Below are 19,431 nucleotides of genomic sequence, written 5' to 3' on the forward strand. Positions count from 1 at the left end.
GTAGGGGAGTAGGGGAGTAGGGGAGTAGGGGAGTAAGGGAGTAGGGGAGTAGGGGAGTAGGACTGCAGTCTCTGGGGCGTTACCCTTTCCCTTACTCCCCTATTCCCTTACTCCCCTCATTCTACATCTTGTCGATCACCGACTGGACGCCTTCCGTCGGCGCGTCGACCGAGGACCCGGCCACCATGATGGCGGCGACGATGGCCTCGGGGTCGTTGACGACCAGCGGCTTCACACGCTGCGCGGTGTGAATGAAGCCTTCCGCCGCCATGTGATCAAGCAACGACAGCATCGGGTCCCAGAAACCTTTGACATTGCCGAAGACGATCGGCTTGCGGTGATGGCCGAGTTGCGCCCAGGTCATGATCTCGACGATCTCCTCGACTGTGCCGATGCCGCCGGGCAACGCCACAAAGGCGTCGGATTTCTCGAACATCTTGTGTTTGCGCTCGTGCATGTTGTCGGTGATCAGCAGCTCGTCGAGCCGGTCAAGCGCGGTTTCGGTTGCTTCCCTGTTGATGAGGAAGCGCGGAATGATGCCCGTCACCTTGCCACCGGCCTTGAGCGCGCCTTCGGCCACGGCGCCCATGATGCCCTTGGTGCCGCCGCCATAGACCAGCCGCAGACCTGCCTTGGCGATTGAGCGTCCAAGCAGGTGACCGGCCTTGGCATAGATTTCATCGCGGCCCGGAGACGAGCCGCAATAGACGCAGACGGATCGAATCGTGTTCATACGGATGATTGGTGATTGGGTCTGAAAGCCCGGTCAAGCCCCAAGGCCTGACAAGGGCGGGCTTTTTCGTGTCGGCCCGTTTTTCTTGTCGGCATTGGCAAAACACGCTAGACCGGCGTTAGGTGGCTAAGGGGTAGGGAAATATGGCAATTAATCCATTGAAGGCGTTCCTGTTCGCGGCGGGTGGGACCGTCGCGGCCGCGGGAACCGCCTATGTATCGGGCGCGCTCGACCCGTATCTTCATCCAGCGCCACCGGCGCAAGTCGCGGCCTTGACGCCGCCCGAGGCGCCCAAGCCGGCGGATCCCGGCACGGAAGGGCGTCTGCCGGCTCCGGCGGTGCCGGCAGCACCGGCCGCGGCACCCCAGGCGACGGCCCCTGCCGCGCCCGCGACGGAAGCCGCGCCCCCGGCGGCACCCGCAACCGATGCGGCGGCCCCTGCTGCCCCCGCGCCGGCCGGCCCGATCGCGCCGACTTTCGACGTCGTGCGCGTCGAGAGCAACGGCTCGATCGTCGTTGCCGGCAACGCTGCGCCCAACTCGAAGGTCGAAATCCTCAATGGCGCGACGGTGATCGGCTCCACGGTCGCTGGTCCCGACGGCGCCTTTGTCATCGTGCTCGACGATCCCTTGAAGCCCGGCGACTATACGATTGCCCTGCGGTCGACGGTCGGCACGGTCGTGACTGCTTCGGCGCAGACCGCCGTGGTCTCGGTGCCCGCCAATGCCGCTGGCCAGGTGCTGGCCATGGTCGAGGAGCCGGGCAAGCCGGCCGAACTGTTGACCGTTCCCGCGCCCGAGACAAAGCCGGCGCCGGCAACCGGCGAGCAGGCCGCCGCTCCGTCTGCCGAGGCGCCCGCGACTGTCACTCCGGCGCCCGCCGCGCCGGCGCCGACCGCGCCAGCCGTGGTTGAGGCTAAACCCGCTCCAGCGGCACCGGCCGCGTCCGCCGTGGCTGAGCCCAAGATCGTCGTCGAGGCCGTTGAGATCGACGGCAACAAGATCTTTGTCGCCGGCCTCGCCGATCCCGGCCGCAAGGTGCGCGCCTACGCCAACGACATCCTGCTCGGGGACGCACAGACGTCGCCGGACGGCCATTTCCTGGTCGAGGCGACGCGCGACATTCCGGTCGGCAGCTATACGATCCATGTCGACGGCCTCGATGCCGACGGCGTGAAGGTGGTGGCTCGCGCGGCCGTGCCCTTCGAGCGCGAGCCCGGCGAGGCGGTCGCCGCCGTTGCGCCGGCCGAGGCCAAGCCTGCCGAAACGAAGCCGGCCGACGTCAAGCCGGCCGCACCTGCTGCCGCGGAAGCACCAGTCGCTCCGGCGCCTGCCGCGCCTGCTGTTGCCGCCGCTGCTCCGGCGGAAACCGCGCCGGCTCCAGCCGCCCCGGTTCCGGCCGTTGCCGCCGCACCGGCGGCGCCTGCCGCCGAGGCTCCGGCGGTCGTCGCGGCGGCAACGCCGCCAAGCGACGTGCCCGAAGTCGTGTCGCCCAAGCTCGAACATGCCGACGGCGCGGTCATCATCCGCCGCAACGATACGCTGTGGCGGATATCGCGGCGTGTCTACGGCCATGGCGTGCGCTACTCCACCATCTACCTCGCCAACCAGGACCAGATCAGGAATCCTGACCGCATCTGGCCCGGCCAGGTGTTCAAGGTCCCGGAAAAGTCGAAGGAAGGCGAAGCCGCCGACCTCAAGGCGATGGGCGAGCAGGCAACGACGGCACCGAAGACGCAATAGGAAGAGATTGGCGATTCCGGCGATCTACCCATCGGCCTAGCTTGCCCTGGCATCGTTCATCGTCTATCGCCGATGAACGATGACCGACTATACCTCTGTACCAGACCACGCCGCCACCACACCGCCAGGCTGCATCGTGGACAGCCGCGCTGTCGCGGCGCGGTTCGCGGCACTCTCCCATCCGGCGCGGATCGAGATACTGAGGCATCTGTCCGCCAGCAGTTCCTGCTGCTGCCGTGAGGTCGTCGACCATTTCGATCTGGCGCAGTCGACCGTGTCCCAGCATCTGAAAATATTGGTCGAGGTCGGTCTCGTCCGGTTCGAGCCCGACCGCCAGCGATCGCGCTATGCTGTCGATCGCGCGGCACTTGCCGATCTATCGGCATCGCTGGGCGCGCTCATCAATTCCTGCTGCTCCGGCCGCTGACCCTCTGACCCAAAAGGCAAGAAAGTGGCTGAAAAAACCGTCTCCGCCGACACCTCGACTCTCACGACATTGCGTAACCTCTGGCCCTATATGTGGCCGGCCGACCGCGCCGACCTGAGGGCAAGGGTGACCTGGGCGACGCTGCTGCTGGTCGTGGCCAAGCTGACGCTGGTCGCCGGTCCCTATTTCTTCAAATGGGCAACCGATGCGCTGGCGGGAGGCTTCAAAACGCCCCCGCCGCTGCCGTCGATCATGCTCGCCCCGGTGATGCTGGTCATTGCATATAACGTGCTGAGGCTCGTCCAGCTTGGCTTCAACCAACTGCGCGATGCGCTGTTTGCCCGCGTCGGCCAGCATGCGGTGCGCCAGCTTGCCTTCCGCACCTTCGTGCACATGCATCAGCTGTCGCTGCGCTTCCACCTCGAGCGCCGCACCGGCGGCCTGTCGCGCATCATCGAGCGCGGCACCAAGGGCATCGAGACGATCGTGCGCTTCATCATGCTCAACACGGCGCCGACCATTCTCGAATTCGCGCTGACCGCCGGCATATTCGGTTTCACCTATGGCTGGAAATATGTGGCCGTGGTGGCGATCACCGTCTGCCTCTACGTCTGGTTCACGGTCAAGGCGAGCGACTGGCGCATCTCGATCCGCCGCGACATGAACGACAGCGACACGGACGCCAACACCAAGGCGATCGACTCGCTGCTCAATTTCGAGACGGTCAAGTATTTCACCAACGAGCGCATGGAGGCCGAGCGCTTCGACCGCTCGATGGCTCGCTACGAGATCGCCGCCACCAAGACCTGGACCTCGCTCGGCTGGCTGAACTTTGGCCAGGGCCTCATCTTCGGCGTCGGCACGGTCGTCGTCATGTGCATGTCGGCGCTGGAGGTGCAGGCCGGCACCCAGAGCGTCGGCGATTTCGTTTTCATCAATGCCATGCTGGTGCAGCTTTCCGTGCCGCTCAACTTCATCGGCTTCATCTATCGCGAGATCCGGCAAGGGTTGACCGACATCGAGCACATGTTCGACCTGCTCGACGTGCCGCAGGAGATCGTCGACAAGCCCAACGCCAAGCCGCTGGCCGTGAGCGCCGGCAAGGTCGAGTTCCGCGACGTCCACTTCTCCTATGATCCGAACCGCAAGATCCTGAAGGGCGTCTCCTTCGAGGTGCCGGCCGGCAAGACGGTCGCCATTGTCGGGCCGTCGGGTGCCGGCAAGTCGACCATCTCGCGGCTGCTGTTCCGCTTTTACGACGTGCAGGGTGGCCAGGTGCTGATCGATGGCCAGGATGTGAGGGACGTGACGCAGGACAGCCTGCGCGCGGTGCTTGGCATGGTGCCGCAGGACACGGTGCTGTTCAACGACACCATTGCCTACAACATCCGCTACGGCCGTGTCGGCGCCGGCGAGGAGGAGGTGCGCAAGGCCGCCGAACTCGCCCAGATCGGACCGTTCATCGAGAAGCTGCCCGACGGCTACAAGTCGATGGTCGGCGAGCGCGGGCTGAAACTTTCCGGCGGCGAGAAGCAGCGCGTGGCGATCGCCCGTACCATCCTGAAGGCGCCGCCGATCCTGATGCTCGACGAGGCCACTTCCGCGCTCGACAGCCACACCGAGCAGGAGATCCAGGCCGCGCTCGACCTGGTCAGCAAGGGCCGTACCACCATTGTCATCGCCCACCGCCTGTCGACGGTGATTTCGGCCGACGAGATCATCGTGCTCAAGGATGGCCAGATCGCCGAGCGCGGGACCCATGTCGAGCTGATGCGAAAGCACGGTCTCTACGCCTCGATGTGGGACCGCCAGCGCGAGGCGACCGAAGCCGAGGAGCGGCTGCGCATTGCCCGAGAAAGCGACGAACTGGGTGTCGTCGTGCGCCGGCGCACATCAGAGGTGTCTTAACTCGAAAAAGCCTCTTGACCTCAACTTAAGTTGAGATTGTAGACCCGTGGCTCGAGAGCCGCAAAACAGCATCGTCGAGGACGGATTGAAATGGATATGAGCTTTACGAATCAAGATGTTAAGGGCGGCAGCGTGTTCAGGGTTGACAAGTTCGTCGTGCCCGCCAATGCCCGCGATGAAATTCTGGCTAAAGTGAAGATGACGCATGAACTGCTGCGTCTGCAGCAGGGCTTCGTCCAGGATTTCCTGCTCGAGCAATTCTCCGGGCCGGGCGAATTCAACCTCGTCACCATCGTCGAATGGGAAAGCCAGGCCGCCGTCGACAATGTCGTGCCGATCGTGAAGGCGGCGCACGAGCGCGTCGCCTTCAACCCGCGGGAGACGATCGCCCGGCTCGGTGTGCGCGCCGACATCGCCAACTATCAGCGCGTGCCTGGACTCTAGCCTGGCCAGCCAACGCCCGGTGCCGGCGCTTCGATGCCGAGCACTTGGCCGGTGCGCGCGTCACTGACCATATGCTGGAAGCCGCGCCACTCGGCGGCGGTGATGAACAGCGTTTTGCTGTCGTCACCGCCCAGCATACAGGCAAAGCAGCCGCGATCGGCGGCGACGGTCTGCAAGACGTCGCCGCCTTCGCGCACCCGCACGCAGCGTTTGTTGGGAACATCCGCATACCAGGCCGCCCCGTCGGCATCGAGGCAGATGCCGTCGGGATATCCGTCGAGATCAGCCCAGACGCGGCGGTTGGACAAGGTGCCGTCGGCGGCGATGTCGAAGGCGGTCAGCCTGTTGGCATGGGATTCGGCGACGATCAGCGTCTTGTTGTCAGGCGTCACCGCCATGCCGTTGGCGAAGGCAATGGTGTCGGCAACTTGCCGCACCGCGCCATCAGGCGTGATGAGCACGATGGTGCCAGGGCCGAAATGCTCACCAGGCGCCGGCGCCGGCCCGCCGCCATTGACATAGATGTTGCCGCGCCCGTCGACGACGATCTCGTTCCACGGGCTTTTCGAAAGGCCGCGCAGGTCGGCATGGGTGACGAGCGAGCCATCCGGCTCTTGTCGCAGCAGCAAACCTTCTCGGCCCGAGATCACGAGCAGACGGCCGTCCGGCAGCCAGTCGATGGAGTAGGGCAGGACAGCCGGAACCCTGAGCACGACTTCGCTGTTGCCGTGCGCATCGACGGCAATGATCTCGCCGGTGCCCCAGTTGCAGACCCACAGGCGTCCATCATGCCGGCGCGGCGATTCGCCGAAGGCGAGGCCTTCCAAAAGGATATACGCTTTGTTGCCGGATGATATCTGCATGGGAGCCTCCGTTTGCACGCGCGTCATCGGCCCTTGCGATGAGGCGCTTCTCACCAAGGACGCACGAGATGGAAGTCTCCCGACAGCAAGCTAGTGAAGAACGCTTCAGTCGCGTGACGTTGACGTCACGGGTATTGGTTTGCAAGGCGGCGTCGGCGTAGATAGCCTTGTCGCTACGCTGACGGCCCTCGTGTAGTCAAAGGATAGCTTTGGCGGCAACCGGTCTCGACTGCACGAAACTCGGAGCGTCCAGCTACCCGGACACCGCCCTCCCTTGCCGGTTAATCCGCGCCGCCGATTGTCGCGTTGCGGGCAGGGGGTGTTTCCGCTATTGAGGCCGGACCTGAAACAGGGACCGCCCCCAGCCCATGAGCCTTGTCGACACGGTCAAGAACGCGTTCGTACCGATCCATCGCGAAGGCTATCCCTTCATCGCGGCCTTTGGCGCGGCGACCCTTTTCCTTGGCTATTTCTCCTCGATCCTGTTCTGGATCGGCCTGATCCTGACCGCCTGGTGCGTCTATTTCTTCCGGGACCCCGAGCGCGTCACGCCTGTCGACGACCGCCTGGTGGTCAGCCCCGCCGACGGCATCGTCTCGGCTGTCGGGCCGGCCGTACCGCCGCATGAGCTTGGCCTCGGCAATGTCGAGATGACCCGCATCTCCGTGTTCATGAACGTCTTTTCGTGCCACGTGAACCGCTCTCCGGTTCGCGGCCGCATCGCCAGGATCGAGCATCGGCCGGGAAAATTCCTCAATGCCGAGCTGGACAAGGCGAGCACCGAGAACGAGCGCAACGGCCTTGTCATCGAGAGCCCCAACGGCACGGTGGCGGCAGTCCAGATCGCCGGCCTTGTGGCACGGCGCATCGTCTGCTGGGCCGAGGCCGGCGCTTCGATCGGCACCGGCGAGCGTTTCGGACTGATCCGTTTCGGCTCGCGTGTCGACGTGTTCCTGCCTTTGGCCGCCACGCCGCGCGTTGCCGTTGGCCAGACCGCGGTCGGCGGCGAAACCGTGCTGGCCGAATTCGGCGGCATCGCCGGCACGCCCCTCGTGCGGATTTCATGACGGTGGGCACGCAGTATAAGAAGTTCGAAGCCCATGCCAGCGGCGGTCCGCGCATCCGCGAGATCCCGATGCGCATGGTGCTGCCCAATCTGGTTACCGTGCTTGCCATCTGCGCCGGCCTGTCCGGCATCCGCTTCGCCTTCGAAAACCGTTTTGAAACCGCCGTTGTCATGGTGCTGCTTGCCGCCTTCCTCGACGGCATCGACGGCCGACTGGCGCGGATGCTGAAGGCGACCTCCAAATTCGGCGCGCAGATGGATTCGCTGGCCGACATCGTCAATTTCGGTGTCGCGCCGGCGCTGGTGCTCTACGCCTTCCTGCTCGACCGCGCCGGCTCGCCGGGCTGGATCGCAGCGCTGCTGTTCACCATCGCCTGTGGGCTCAGGCTTGCCCGCTTCAACGTGCTCGACGACGAGAAGGCCGAGCGCCCGATATGGCAGAGCGAATATTTCGTCGGTGTGCCGGCGCCGGCGGGCGCCGTGCTGATGATGCTGCCGCTCTATCTCTATTTCCTGCGCCTTGGTGTCGAGCCCAGCCGGCCGGCCGCCTTCGTCGCCACCGGCTTCACCATCCTGGTAGCCTTCCTGCTGGTCAGCCGGTTGCCGGTCTACTCCGGCAAGAGCATCAAGATCCCCGGCGACAGGGTGCTGCCGGTCATCCTCGCCGTCGTGCTCTACGTCCTCCTGCTAATGACCTATCCCTGGTACACGCTGACGGCGTCGGTCGCGGGCTACCTGATCTTCCTGCCGTTTTCCGTGCGCGCCTACTCCAAGCGTGCCAAGCTGGAAGGCGAGAAGGTGCCGCCTTCTGACATAGGTTAGAAGTCTACGCCGACCGCGAGGTATTCAGGCCGCCACGCCAATCCCAAGCCTGTCGATCGCCAGCTTCCTGGTCGAGACATAGTCGGTCTTGCCGGAGCCGAGCACCGGGATTTCCTCGACCTTGACGATGTCGTTGGGCACCATCAGTTCGGCCGCGCCGGCCTTTTTGCCGAACTGTCTCAACTCCTCGGCACTTGCGTCGTCGGCGGTGGTGACCAGCACGATGCGCTCGCCGCGCCTTTTGTCGGGCACCGCCACCGCAGCGTGGCGCTCTTCCGGCCAAAGCGACTGCACCAGCATCTCGACAGCGCCCAGCGACACCATCTCGCCGGCAATCTTGGCAAAACGCTTGGCGCGGCCGCGAATGCTGATGAAGCCTTCGCGGTCGACGGCGACGATGTCGCCGGTGTCGTGCCAGCCGGTCAGAGGCTGCAGTTCGCCGGGGCGGTCCGCGGTCATGTAGCCCATCATCATGTTCGGCCCGTCGAGCCACAACTGGCCGGCATCATTGATGCCTTCGATCGGCTCCAGCTTCATGCGGATGGCCGGCAGAAGCCGGCCGACCGACCCGTCGCGGCCATGGATCGCGGTGTTGACGGCAACCACGGGTGCGGCCTCGGTCAGGCCGAACCCCTCGATGATCTCGGCCTGGAAGCGCTCGCGGTAGACGCGACGGGTTTCCGGCTTCACCGCCTCGGCGCCGGCGACAACGAAGCGCAGGCTGGAGAAATCGCCATCCTTGGCGGTGCGCGCATAATTGGCGAGAAACGTATCGGTGCCGAACATGATGGTCGGTTTCACCTTGCGCGCGATCTCGGGGATGATCTTGTAATGGAGCGGCGAGGGATAGAGGAACAGTTTTACCCCGGTGACCAGCGGCAGGATGGTACCGCCCGTCAGCCCGAAGGAATGGAACACAGGCAGCACGTTGAGCAGGATGTCCGCCGGCGAGATGGTGATACGCGCCTCGGCCTGCATGGCATTGGCAAGAAGGTTCTTTTGCGACAGAACGACCGCCTTGGGCGTGCCCTCGGAGCCAGAGGTGAACAGGATCACGCCTGGCTTGGCCGCATCCTGCCGCTGCAGCGGCAGGCGCCACAGCAAGGCGGCGGCAAGCTTGTCCAGTGTGGTGACGCCTTGGCGTACATCTTCCAGCCACAGCAATCTGGCGCCGCCCTTTTCGACCGCGGCGACGATATCGGCGAGATCGGCCTTCTCGACGAAGGCGCGCGAAGAGACAACGGTGCGGATGACGGCCGTGCGCACGGCGGCCGTGACGCTTGCCGGCCCGGCCGTGTAGTTGATCATTGCCGCCACCCGGCCCGCCGACAGAAGACCGACGAGCGACAGCACGACGCCATTGGCGTTGGGCAGCATCACCCCGACCGCTTCGCCCGGCGCTGTGACCGCCTCGAAGCGCCTGCCCAGCACCCGCGCACCGATGAACATCTTGCGGTAGCTCAGCGCACCGGAGATGACGTCCTCGATGATCGGGTGCGAGGCGCCGACTCTGGCCGCCGCATCGCGCATGGCGAGGAACAGGCCACGGTCGAGGTCGGTGCCGAAAAGCCGTGCCTCGGCGACGCGGTCGAACAGCGCATTGGTGTTCGAGGCCTGGTCCGGGTTGCGCGCCACCAGTTCGGCGATGGTCATCGGCTCCAGCACGCTGATTGCGAGCCGTGGAAACCAGTGACGCGGAGCCCTGTTCGCCGGCGTCAGCGAAACCGGCAGATCGCGCGCGCCGGCAACGAAGATCGGCACGATGCGCGCGTCTGCCTGCATGGCGATACGGGTGACTGCGCGAAACAGCCGGAACGTCTTGACGTCAGGCTCGACCGCATCCGGCAGATAAACCGCGAGCCGCCCCTTGCCTTTCAGCACACGCACCAGCCGGCGGCTGACGAAGACATGTTCGGCGTTGAAGGCGATGGTGCGGCCGAGTTCGCGCCAGGGCTCGAGCCATGGCGAGCGCGCCGAGACCTCGTCGAGTATATGCAGCGTGTCGTCCGGCAGCAGCGACAGCATCAGCGCCGGTTCGAAGCGCGACTGGTGCGAGATGACATAGATGACCGGTACCTGCGCCTTGCCAGCGATCCTGATGCGATTGTCGCTGATCCGGTAGGCGAGCTTGAACGGCACATAAAGCAGCGCCTGGGTGAAGCGCAGGCCGAGGCGGAACTTTTCCACCGCCCCGATCAGCAGCCAGGCCACAACCAGACCCGCAAGCAGCGCCAGTGTCAGGATCATGCCGCCTCGCTCCCAGCTCTCTCTAAGCGCGCGGCTCTGCGGCCGCTTCGGCGCAGAAGGTAGCGGAAGTGGGAACGGCGTCAATGAAGGAACTATTGTAAGCTGCCGTGGTGTTCATTCGGCAAACGGCACGTCCCTTGAATTATTGCGCCACCTGTCGTAAATAAAGTGACACGTGACGGAGATCTGAGATGACCAATCCCTCAATGGCGTTCATTGCCTCGCCTCGTATGGACACGGAGTTCGAGAAGTTGGTCGATCTGCTTGGTGGCCCGAACGTCCTTGGACATTCCGTATCCAGCCCGATCGAGGCTCACGAAATGATCTTGAACGGAATTCCAAGCCAGGCCCTGGAAAAGCTGGTCACGCATTTGGCTGTGATCAACCTCGCCGATACTTTCGAGGCCGCTTTCGGCATGAGTGAGCGAACCTTCCAAAGGCACAAATCGGATCACTCCAGAACGTTGAGCAAAGAGCAGGGCTCACGAACCTGGAACTTTGCAAGGATTCTCACCAAAGCCACATCCGTGCTGGGATCACAGGCTGAGGCCGAGAAATGGATGATCCGGCCTGCGATGGGCCTGGACAATCGACGGCCTATCGATTTGCTGACCACGGCAGCTGGTACTGAATTGGTTCAGGAGTTTCTCGATCGGCTTGACTACGGTGTCTACGCATGACGCCTTTGCCGGGTTCTCTTGGGACCGGCGCGGTGTTTGGCTGGAGGCTCGATCACGAGCGTTTCAGGTCGACATGGGACAGCGGCGAGGGCGCATTCAAGCTCGGGGCGAGATGGAACAGCAAGGGAGTCAGGGCGGTCTACGCATCGGTCGACCCCTCGACAGCTATCCTCGAAGTGGCGGTCCACAAGGGCTTCAGGACGCTCGACACGGTTCCTCACATCCTCACCTCATTTGAAGTCAGCGATCCAGCCAGCATCCATGTGGCGACTATCGAGGACGTCCCCAATCCCGCCTGGCTGCGCCCCGGCATACCCAGTGCGGGCCAGCAGCAATTTGGCGACAGCCTGCTGGCAAGTCACCCCTTCGTTCTCCTCCCGAGTACCGTGTCGCTGCACAGCTGGAATTTGATATTCGACCCAGGCGCCGCCACGGGCCTGTACGAGATGCGCCTTCAGGAGCATTTCGCGCTGGACACAAGATTGCATCCCCCTGCAGCCTAAGGCGCGTCGCTCGGAGACGCATTCGGCCCACGCGGCTAAAGCAATCGCTCACGCCGCCTTCAGACGCCCGCTGATAAACCGGAATTCCTGCGTCTTGCCGCCATAGCCATAGGCGGCGGCAGGCACTTCGTGCACGAAAGCGTAGCTTTCCTGATGCACGCCGCCCAGCAGGCGGTCGAAGGCGTCGAAGATCGCCTTGAGATAGGCCTCCAGTTCGAGCTTGGTGTTGGTGCCGTCGACCACCTTGATGTCGAGCCAGAACGTGTTGGTGCCGTGCTCGGCGAGCGACTTGCCGCCAGCGAACCAGTGCCGCGGATCGAAATAGGACACGGCCACCGCGGTGATCGTCGGGTCCTTGCGCAGATGCGTGGCGGTTATTTCTGTTATTTCCCTGGCTATCTTGGTGGACAAGGCCGCGTCTGGCTTGCCGGTGACGTTGACATTGATGATAGGCATTTTTCTTCTCCTTGGCTTCTAGCGGCGTCGGTCGCCGTTGCAGAGACCATGCCATCATCCTGGAATCGAAAAAATCGAATTGTTTTCAACAGAAGATTCTATAGTATCGAATTATGGAAACATTCGACCCGGACCTGCTCAGAACCTTCCTTGCTTTCGTCGACAGCGGTTCGCTGGCGCAGGCGGCGGCCAATGTCGGCCGTTCGCCCTCGGCGGTAACCGCCCAGATGCAGCGTCTGGAAGAGATTGTCGGCGAGCCGCTCCTGGCGCCGCAGGGCAGGGGGCGCGGCCTGACGCCGGCCGGCGAGGATCTCGTCGGTCATGCCAGGCGCATTCTTGCCGTGCATCGTGAGGCATGGCTGGCGCTGAAAGGCGCACGCGCCGCGGGGCGCGTCGCCATCGGCACGACACAGGATTTCGCCGACAGCGGCCTGCCGGACCTGCTGCGTGCCTTCGCCACCAGCCATCCGCGCGTCAGGATCGAATTGCGGGTCGGCCGCTCCGCCGAACTGGCGCAGGCACTGCAGGCCGGCAGCCTCGATCTGGCGATCGTCATGCGCCAGACGGCGGTGCCGGACGAGGTCGGCGTGCTGCGCGAGCCGATGGTTTGGCTGTGTTCGAGCAAGGGGCTGGCCTCGCGGCAGGAAGAATTGCCGCTGGCGCTGCTCGACCCCTATTGCGGGTTTCGCGAAGCGGCGCTCGCCGCGCTCGATGCCGCCGGCCGCCGCTACCGCATCGCCGCCGGCAGCGCCAGCCTCGCCGGCTTGCGCACCGCGGTGAATGCGGGCGTGGCGCTGACCTTGCGAACCCCGCGCTTTGCCCATTCCGGCATTGTCGAAGCGCCCCGCCAATTTGGGCTGCCGCCGGTTCCAATGGCGGAGTTCGCCATCCGGCTGCGCGCTGGCGCGGATGCGTCCGCGCGCGATCTTGCCGCGCTGCTCGGCGGCAGCCTGGCTTCATCCGAACAGCTTGGTTGATTGCCAAAGGCCGCATTCCGTCATCAGCCTTTGGCAAAGAAAAAGCCGACCTTGCGGTCGGGCCTCTACCCAAAAGAAAAAGCCGACCTTGCGGTCGGCTTGGGAGTAGGACGGGCCGAGGGGTTTGGGGGGACTTGGGGGGTGGCCCGTCGCATCAATAATGTCTGAGCGCGGTGATGGTTCCGTGACTCCCGAACTTTTTTAAGAAATATTTGCTGCCGGACGTTGCGAGCGTCCCCTTAGCCAGTCGCGGCCGGCGTGGGCGAAGACCGCGCACAGCACGATGGCGCCTCCGACCATGCTCGCCACTGGCGGTATTTCGGCCAGGAACAGGAACGCAAACAGGATCGCGAACGGCACTTCCGCCGAGCCGAGCAGGCCGGACTCAGGCGCCGGGATCAGCCGCGAGCCTTCCGTCCACAGGATGGAAGCCAGCGCGAAGGACGCGCCGAACGTGGCAAGCAGGATAGCGTCCCTTGATGAGACCGCCAGGGGATCGGTGACGAACCAGCCGAGGATGAACAACAGGAAGGCCGAAACCGCGCCGGCCCACACCACGGGCGTGTCGCGGAAAGCGCGCACCATGATCATGTAGAGCGCGCTGCCGGCCGTCATCAGCAGCGCCAGCCCGTCGCCGAACAGATTGCCGGTGCCGAAACCCGACCAGACCATGATGGCCACGCCGCAAAGCGATACCGCCGCCGCCACCATCGTCTGGAGGCGGAAGGGCTCGCGCACCAGAATCCAGGCCAGCACCGCGGCAATGAAGGGCGACGTCGCGTAGATGACCGCGACATTGGCGACGAAAGTGAACTTGAAAGCGGAAATGAAGGCGATGCTGGCCAGCGCGCCTTCCACCGCCAGCAGCCAGCCGCGCCAGCCAAGCCGCAGTGGTTCGCGCTTGCCGGCACGGCGGCGGCGCCACAGCACGTAAAGGCTGATCAGAATCGCGCCGACAAAGCCGCGCCAGCAGGTGATCGTCAGCGGATCGGCATGGATCGATTTTGTCAGCACGCCGGTCAGCCCGAATACAGCCGCCGAGGATGACACGAGGATGATGCCCAGCGTGCGCTCGGCGGCAGTGTCGGTGGTGGCTGTCACATCAGTCATGCCGCAAGACTACGCCACTCCATCCTGACATCGTAGCGTCAGCATAGTGACCATCAAAGCCGCTTGCGGAAATGCTCGCCGCCGATGATCAGCAGGCCGGCGGCGACGATAAGGGCGGCGCCCAGAAAGACCTCGCGGCGTGGCACGTCGCCCCAGATGGCGAAGCCGAGCGCGAACGCCCACAACAGGGAGGTGTATTCGAGCGGCGCCAGGATCGATGCCGGCGTGCGCTTCATGCCTTCGAAGAGAAGATATTGCGCCAGGCCGCCGAGTGCGCCGACGCTGGCGAGAAGCAGCAATTGACTCGGGTCCGGCGTATGCCACCACAACAGCGCCGGCACCGCGGAAAACACCAGGAAATAGAAATTGTTGAGGAGGAGCTGGATTATCGAGCGTTCGGCAAGCGCCGTCTTGCGCAGGAGCACGATGGCGATGCCCCACAGGAAGGCCGCCGTTAGCACCAGCAACACGGGCACTGACAGGCCGAGATGGGCTGGATCGCAGGCGACAAAGACACCGGCAAAGCCGATCAGGACCGCCAGCCAGCGCAGCACGGGCACCTTTTCGCCGAGCAGGACCACCGAAAGCACGGTGACGATGATCGGAGCCGCGTAATAGACGGTGGTCAGTTCGGCGAGCTGCAGGCTGCGGGCGGCATTGTAATAGCAAAGCCATGCGGCGAGCGTGAAGGCGCTGCGCACCAGCATCGGCAGCACGATCGGGGAGCGCACCGTGTCGGCGAACAGTCGCCGTCCGCCGATCACCGCGCAGGCGCCAAGAATGGTGATGCTGCGAAAGAACATGATCTGCCAGACGGTCATGCTGGTGACCAGCAGCTTGATCGAGGCGTCCTGCGTCGAAAACAGCAAATAGGCGGCGCCCGTCAGCAGGATTCCGGCCAGGACCTTTTCGCGTGTATCGAGAATGGCGATATCGGCCATGAGGCGTGCGCCTGCTTGAGTGAAGGCGGCCCCAGCCCTGTCGGCCCCGCGCCTGTCAGCTATACGGGCGAAATCCCGCACGGCGCTGCTCCAGCGCCATGCTTGCGTTTGGGGCAGGGAACCGTGGCGCGAAATACAGCCGGTCCCGGATACGGCTTCTGGCGCGGCACGGCTGATTGGTTTAGCATCCTCTCATAAAGCCGGAGACAAGGCAGGCGCGCGGAACGCCGGGGAACGGACAGCAAATGGCGCTCGGCTCATGCCGGATGTAGCATATGCGGGCGCCGCCTGAAGGGCAGCGTCTGTCAGAGCGGATATTGCGGGGAGAAGGCCGATGCGGAAACTGCAGTCGCAAGGCGTCCATCACATCACGCTGGTCGGTGCGGGCCGCCAGACCTCTATCGATTTCTGGGAAGGTGTGCTGGGCATGCCCTTCATCTTCGAGCAGCCCAACCTAGACAAGCCGAGCGAAAGCCATCTCTATTTCGATCCGGGCGACGGCCGGCTGATCACCATCTTCACCGACGAGACCCGCACCGCCGTGAAGCGCCGCACCCCGACCGACCCGGGCTGTGTGCATCACATCGCCTTTTCGGTGTCGCGCGTCACCTTCCTGCAGGCGGTCGCCCGGCTCGACGAGCGCGCCATCAAGCATAGCGGCATCAAGGATCGCGGCTTCATGGATTCGATCTATTTCGAGGATCCGCTCGGCCTGCTGATCGAGCTTGCCTCCTACCGTTTCGAGCCGCCCGCCGGCTTTACCCATGCCGACGTGCTGATGGAGGCGCACGGGCTTCGCGTCGCGCGTGGCGACTATAACATCGCCGAAGTGCATCTGGCAGACGCCATCCAGGCGCTGGTGGAACGAGCGCGCGCGACATTGTCGGCCGACCGCGCACCCAGGAATCCATATTGAAGGCTGAACAGGCAAGGGAGGAATACGTGGCAAAGGCAGTGGCGAAGAGCACAAGGAAACCAGCGGCCAAACCAGCGTCAAAAGCCGCCTTGAAACCGGCCGCCAAAGCCGCCGCGAAACAGGCCGCCAAACCAGCGGCCAAGACGGTCTCGAAGGCAGCCGCCGGCAAGACCGCGGCCAAGGCCAAGGCAAAACCGGCCAGGAAACCAGCACTGACCATCAGCATGTTGAAGCCGAGCGTCAACAACATGACCGTTCGCGTCTTTACCCGCGCCGCCGGGCTCGACCATGCGGAGACCGATGCGTGGGGGCTGACGCGCTCGCCGGAATACATGGCGCGCAATCCAGCCCATCTGACGCCGATGATCGAGGACAAGGGACTGCCGCGCGGCGTGCTTTGGGAGAGTTGCGCCATCATGCAGTATCTCTCCAACAAGCATGGGTTGGAGAAATTCTACCCCAAAGCGCCAGCCAAGCGGGCGATGATAGACAGCGCCATGTTCTATCTGATCGGCACGCTCTACCCCTATGTGGCGCGTGCCACCTATCCGGCGCTCGGCTTCCCGCAATATGCCGGCGAGGTCGGCCACAGCGACGCCCATCCCGACAGGAAGTCGGAGGCACAGAAGGCGGCGGTCGCCGCCATTGCCGAACCGCTCGAGGTCTTCCATTCCTTCTTTCGCGACGGCAAGCCGTTCATCGGCGGCAAGAACCCGTCAATCGCCGACATCCGCCTGGCGGCGACCCTGGAGTTCCTCGGCGTCATCGACTACGCCCTGCCCAAATGGGCGAAGGAATACATGGCCGCGATCGAGAAGAAGCTCGGCAAGGCCTATGCCGGCCCGGCCGGCGACGTGCGCGGCTACATCGCCCATGTGAGGTCGCAGGCCAGGGCGTGAGGAGCACCCGTTGGCCGGCGTCGCCAGACGCGGCCCTCTCTTCCTCCGCGTCTGGCGGTGCAGCCACCGTCTGTCTAGGAGTTGCGGTACACAGAGAGCTATCGAAAGGGCAAGACATGGACGCGACGGGATTGAAGGCCATGCAGGCGCCGCTGAAGGAAACCTATCGCGATGATGCCTCGCGTGCGCTGATCACACTGCGAGCCAAGGGCGCGATCGACGACCAGTCGATCGCCTGCAAGGTCGAGACGGGCCGGGCGATTGCCGTTGCCGGCCTGCATCCGGCAACAGGCGGCTCGGGGCTCGAACTGTGTTCGGGCGACATGCTGCTCGAGGCGCTGGTGGCGTGCGCCGGGGTGACGCTGAAGGCGGTGGCGACGGCGCTCGAGTTCAAGCTCGGCGCCGCCACGGTGGAAGCCGAAGGCGATCTCGATTTTCGCGGCACGCTTGGCGTCGCCAAGGATGCGCCGGTAGGCTTTCGCGCCATCCGGCTCAATTTCAGTCTCGATACCGACGAGCCTCAGGAGCGTATCGCTTCGCTGCTGAAGCTGACCGAGCGCTATTGCGTGGTGTTCCAGACCATCAACCAGAAGCCGGAACTGACGGTGAGCGCCGGCCGTTGAAGCTGCCGATCTCCCCAAAGGTCCGCCCTCGTGGGGAGATGCCCGGCAGGGCAGAGGGGGGCGCTGTCCCGCCGGCTTTTGTCAGTGCAGCGCCTTGCTTATTGTGCCGCCGGCTCTTCGGCGTCGCCTTCGTCGGTGAAGGGCGAGGCGCTCGGCACGCACTGCACGGACCAGCCCGTGGGTGTCGGCTGCTTCTGATACTCGGTGATGGCGGCGGTGCACTGTTCGCGCTTGTCGAAGGTGCTGGGCAGCACGACCATGCCGCCCTGCGGGCCGGCGATTACCAGATACCAGACCAATGCTGCGGTCGTAGCCATGGGGTTTTCCTTGTTCTGCCTAGGGGCGCTTGTTGTAGGAGTCGTCCGATCCTAACAACTCCCCGGAAATGACGAAAGCATGACCGCCGCGCGGCCTTCTCCCGTCAGATCACAGGCGCGTGATGAGCCGGCGGATTTTCAGGCTGGCGTGTTGCCGCCGCCACGCTTCAGTCGGTCGCGAAGCAATAGAACAGGCCGTCGCCGCCCGTGCCTTTCAGCGCTTCCTGGCTGCAGCCGCCACGCGAGGCATGCGAGGAGTTCCACGACTTCGCCGCCGCCGAATCGTCGAGGCCGGTTCGGTCGTGATGGCCCATCATGGCCACACCTTCGGCACCGCTCAGCGTCCAGTCGCCGCAGGTCTGGTCCGCGATCCTGGTGCCGTCGGGCTTGGAGCCCGTCAGCATATCGTGCCGGTTGGGCGTATCGCCGCGGCCATTGACCGTCTCGCCCTTCTCGTCCAGCGCCGTCTGTTTGGTGATGCCGTTGGCGTCACCATGCAGCGAGGCGACATCATCGGCGATCTTCTCGCCCTTGGCGTTGAACCAGGGACCCTTGCCGATCCGGTCGCGCGCATCCTCGGCGCTGGTCGACAGATAGGCGGCCCAGCTCTTGCCGGTGACGCCGGCGGCTTCCGCAAGCGAGGCGCAATGCGCGTCGGCCCCCTTCAGCCCCCCAAGATCGGCGCCCTTGCCGGAGCCGACACTGGTGACGAAGAAACTCATCTTGGTCTCTTGCGAGAGGGCGGCACCTGCGGTGGCCGCGAGAGCGGCCGTGACGGCGGTGGCGGCAACGAGAAGAAGTCTGCGCATGTCGGTCCTCCGGTTTCGAATATCCTACGTCAGAAGAACGTAACCGGAGGCGCTTTTAATCCGTTTCGACCCGAGTTTTATTCCGGTTGCCGATAGGCGACGAAGCGGTTGTGCTTGGCCTGGAAGATCAGCCCGGTTTCCCTGAGCTCCGGGCTTGCCAGCGGCACGATGCGTTTGGCGATCTCGGAGGGGTGCGGCAGCGTCTCGGGATCCTCACCGGGCACGGCCTGCGCGCGCATCGCGGTGCGGGTGGCGCCGGGGTCGGCGGCGTTGACGCGCAGGGCCAAGCTTTGCGTCTCGTATGCCCAGGAGCGCATCATGGTCTCCACCGCCGCCTTCGATGCCGCGTAGGGCGCCCAGAAGGCGCGTGCCGAATGCGCGGCGTTGGAAGACAGGATAATGGCGCGGCCGGCATCCGAAAGCCGTAGCAGCGGGTCGACCGAGCGGATCAGCCGCCAGGTCGAGGTGACGTTGATGGTCATCACCTTTTCGAAGGTCTTGGCCTCGACATGGCCGATCGGCGAGATGACGCCGAGCACGCCGGCATTGGCGACGAGAATGTCGAGCTTGCCCCAGCGCTCGTTGATGGCGCCGCCCAGCCGGTCGATGCCGGCCATATCGGCGAGATCGAGCGGCACCAGCGTCGCCTGGCCGCCGGCCGCCTTGATCTGGTCGTCGAGTTCTTCCAGCCCGCCGACGGTGCGCGCCACCGCGATGACATGGGCGCCAGCGGCCGCCAGTTCCCTGGCGATGAAATAGCCGATGCCGCGCGAGGCGCCGGTGACGACCGCGACGCGGCCGGTAAGGTCGAGGGTCATGCGATGGCTTCCGGAAATCTGGCTAGAGCAATTCCAGGAAAAGTGTGTAACGGTTTTCCGTCCGGAATTGCGTAAGAAACAAAGAGTTAGAGTGGTTCGGCGGTTCTATCAAACGTTGAACCGCTCTAAG

Annotated in this window: 21 protein-coding genes; 12 read left to right on the forward strand and 9 right to left on the reverse strand. The window is 64.4% G+C overall.

The window, feature by feature from the left end:
* Positions 1 to 121 precede the first annotated feature (121 nt).
* On the reverse strand, positions 122 to 733 hold the full coding sequence (locus tag LB564_RS22130) for a TIGR00730 family Rossman fold protein (RefSeq protein ID WP_224540972.1): 612 nt from the start codon (positions 731 to 733) through the stop codon (positions 122 to 124).
* Between the two features lie 143 nt (positions 734 to 876).
* On the opposite strand from LB564_RS22130, the gene LB564_RS22135 reads away from it, so the two are divergent.
* The 4 genes from LB564_RS22135 to LB564_RS22150 all read left to right on the forward strand — a co-directional run bounded on the left by LB564_RS22135 (position 877) and on the right by LB564_RS22150 (position 5,254).
* Positions 877 to 2,475 (forward strand): LysM peptidoglycan-binding domain-containing protein, encoded by a 1,599-nt coding sequence (locus LB564_RS22135; RefSeq protein ID WP_224540973.1) that lies wholly within the window; start codon positions 877 to 879, stop codon positions 2,473 to 2,475.
* Between the two features lie 79 nt (positions 2,476 to 2,554).
* Positions 2,555 to 2,902 (forward strand): ArsR/SmtB family transcription factor, encoded by a 348-nt coding sequence (locus LB564_RS22140; RefSeq protein ID WP_224540975.1) that lies wholly within the window; start codon positions 2,555 to 2,557, stop codon positions 2,900 to 2,902.
* A 24-nt stretch (positions 2,903 to 2,926) separates the two neighbouring features.
* Complete coding sequence (locus LB564_RS22145; protein ID WP_224540977.1) at positions 2,927 to 4,810, forward strand: ABCB family ABC transporter ATP-binding protein/permease; 1,884 nt, start codon at positions 2,927 to 2,929, stop codon at positions 4,808 to 4,810.
* A 96-nt stretch (positions 4,811 to 4,906) separates the two neighbouring features.
* Positions 4,907 to 5,254, forward strand: a complete 348-nt coding sequence (locus LB564_RS22150) for an antibiotic biosynthesis monooxygenase (protein ID WP_140710889.1) — start codon at positions 4,907 to 4,909, stop codon at positions 5,252 to 5,254.
* Here LB564_RS22150 and LB564_RS22155 read toward each other — a convergent pair.
* Entirely contained in the window at positions 5,251 to 6,117 is an 867-nt protein-coding gene (locus LB564_RS22155) for an SMP-30/gluconolactonase/LRE family protein (RefSeq protein ID WP_224540979.1), read from the reverse strand. The two genes, LB564_RS22150 and LB564_RS22155, sit on opposite strands and share 4 nt — an antisense overlap.
* 368 nt (positions 6,118 to 6,485) lie before the next feature.
* On the opposite strand from LB564_RS22155, the gene LB564_RS22160 reads away from it, so the two are divergent.
* Both LB564_RS22160 and pssA read left to right on the forward strand, forming a co-directional pair.
* Positions 6,486 to 7,184 (forward strand): phosphatidylserine decarboxylase, encoded by a 699-nt coding sequence (locus LB564_RS22160; RefSeq protein WP_140710885.1) that lies wholly within the window; start codon positions 6,486 to 6,488, stop codon positions 7,182 to 7,184.
* 2 nt (positions 7,185 to 7,186) lie between these two features.
* Complete coding sequence (gene pssA, locus LB564_RS22165) at positions 7,187 to 8,005, forward strand: CDP-diacylglycerol--serine O-phosphatidyltransferase (RefSeq protein ID WP_224541287.1); 819 nt, start codon at positions 7,187 to 7,189, stop codon at positions 8,003 to 8,005.
* 24 nt (positions 8,006 to 8,029) lie between these two features.
* Here the strand turns inward: pssA and LB564_RS22170 are convergent, their stop codons facing one another.
* Complete coding sequence (locus LB564_RS22170; protein WP_224540981.1) at positions 8,030 to 10,252, reverse strand: AMP-binding protein; 2,223 nt, start codon at positions 10,250 to 10,252, stop codon at positions 8,030 to 8,032.
* A 191-nt stretch (positions 10,253 to 10,443) separates the two neighbouring features.
* On the opposite strand from LB564_RS22170, the gene LB564_RS22175 reads away from it, so the two are divergent.
* Both LB564_RS22175 and LB564_RS22180 read left to right on the forward strand, forming a co-directional pair.
* Positions 10,444 to 10,932 (forward strand): antitoxin Xre/MbcA/ParS toxin-binding domain-containing protein, encoded by a 489-nt coding sequence (locus tag LB564_RS22175; protein ID WP_140710881.1) that lies wholly within the window; start codon positions 10,444 to 10,446, stop codon positions 10,930 to 10,932.
* Complete coding sequence (locus LB564_RS22180) at positions 10,929 to 11,435, forward strand: RES family NAD+ phosphorylase (RefSeq protein WP_224540983.1); 507 nt, start codon at positions 10,929 to 10,931, stop codon at positions 11,433 to 11,435. Before LB564_RS22175 ends, LB564_RS22180 begins: the two co-directional genes overlap by 4 nt.
* 48 nt (positions 11,436 to 11,483) lie before the next feature.
* On the opposite strand, the gene LB564_RS22185 is transcribed toward LB564_RS22180, so the two are convergent.
* Positions 11,484 to 11,891: a tautomerase family protein gene (locus LB564_RS22185; RefSeq protein WP_224540985.1), complete on the reverse strand. Its 408-nt coding sequence runs from the start codon at positions 11,889 to 11,891 to the stop codon at positions 11,484 to 11,486.
* A 113-nt stretch (positions 11,892 to 12,004) separates the two neighbouring features.
* Between LB564_RS22185 and LB564_RS22190 the strand changes: the two genes are divergently transcribed.
* Positions 12,005 to 12,868 (forward strand): LysR substrate-binding domain-containing protein, encoded by an 864-nt coding sequence (locus LB564_RS22190; RefSeq protein WP_224540987.1) that lies wholly within the window; start codon positions 12,005 to 12,007, stop codon positions 12,866 to 12,868.
* 201 nt (positions 12,869 to 13,069) lie between these two features.
* Here LB564_RS22190 and LB564_RS22195 read toward each other — a convergent pair whose 3' ends face one another.
* Together LB564_RS22195 and LB564_RS22200 are read right to left on the reverse strand one after the other, a co-directional pair.
* Positions 13,070 to 13,978 (reverse strand): DMT family transporter, encoded by a 909-nt coding sequence (locus LB564_RS22195; RefSeq protein ID WP_224540989.1) that lies wholly within the window; start codon positions 13,976 to 13,978, stop codon positions 13,070 to 13,072.
* A gap of 53 nt (positions 13,979 to 14,031) precedes the next feature.
* Complete coding sequence (locus tag LB564_RS22200) at positions 14,032 to 14,919, reverse strand: DMT family transporter (RefSeq protein WP_224540991.1); 888 nt, start codon at positions 14,917 to 14,919, stop codon at positions 14,032 to 14,034.
* A gap of 334 nt (positions 14,920 to 15,253) precedes the next feature.
* Here LB564_RS22200 and LB564_RS22205 point away from each other — a divergent pair, with 334 nt between their 5' ends.
* The 3 genes from LB564_RS22205 to LB564_RS22215 all read left to right on the forward strand — a co-directional run bounded on the left by LB564_RS22205 (position 15,254) and on the right by LB564_RS22215 (position 17,357).
* Positions 15,254 to 15,835 (forward strand): VOC family protein, encoded by a 582-nt coding sequence (locus LB564_RS22205; RefSeq protein WP_224540993.1) that lies wholly within the window; start codon positions 15,254 to 15,256, stop codon positions 15,833 to 15,835.
* 26 nt (positions 15,836 to 15,861) lie between these two features.
* Positions 15,862 to 16,734 (forward strand): glutathione S-transferase family protein, encoded by an 873-nt coding sequence (locus tag LB564_RS22210; protein WP_224540994.1) that lies wholly within the window; start codon positions 15,862 to 15,864, stop codon positions 16,732 to 16,734.
* A gap of 116 nt (positions 16,735 to 16,850) precedes the next feature.
* Positions 16,851 to 17,357, forward strand: a complete 507-nt coding sequence (locus LB564_RS22215; protein ID WP_224540997.1) for an OsmC family protein — start codon at positions 16,851 to 16,853, stop codon at positions 17,355 to 17,357.
* Between the two features lie 98 nt (positions 17,358 to 17,455).
* On the opposite strand, the gene LB564_RS22220 is transcribed toward LB564_RS22215, so the two are convergent.
* From LB564_RS22220 to LB564_RS22230, 3 genes are all read right to left on the reverse strand, one after another.
* A complete protein-coding gene (locus LB564_RS22220; RefSeq protein WP_027045347.1) occupies positions 17,456 to 17,674 on the reverse strand; it encodes a hypothetical protein in 219 nt (72 codons plus the stop codon).
* A 167-nt stretch (positions 17,675 to 17,841) separates the two neighbouring features.
* Positions 17,842 to 18,483: a hypothetical protein gene (locus LB564_RS22225; protein WP_224540999.1), complete on the reverse strand. Its 642-nt coding sequence runs from the start codon at positions 18,481 to 18,483 to the stop codon at positions 17,842 to 17,844.
* Between the two features lie 77 nt (positions 18,484 to 18,560).
* Positions 18,561 to 19,301 carry an SDR family NAD(P)-dependent oxidoreductase gene (locus LB564_RS22230; protein ID WP_224541001.1) on the reverse strand — a complete coding sequence of 247 codons (741 nt, stop codon included), beginning with the start codon at positions 19,299 to 19,301 and terminating at the stop codon, positions 18,561 to 18,563.
* Positions 19,302 to 19,431: the final 130 nt, after the last annotated feature.

Origin of the sequence: Mesorhizobium sp. ES1-6, from assembly GCF_020164775.1 — a bacterium.
Lineage (GTDB): Bacteria > Pseudomonadota > Alphaproteobacteria > Rhizobiales > Rhizobiaceae > Mesorhizobium.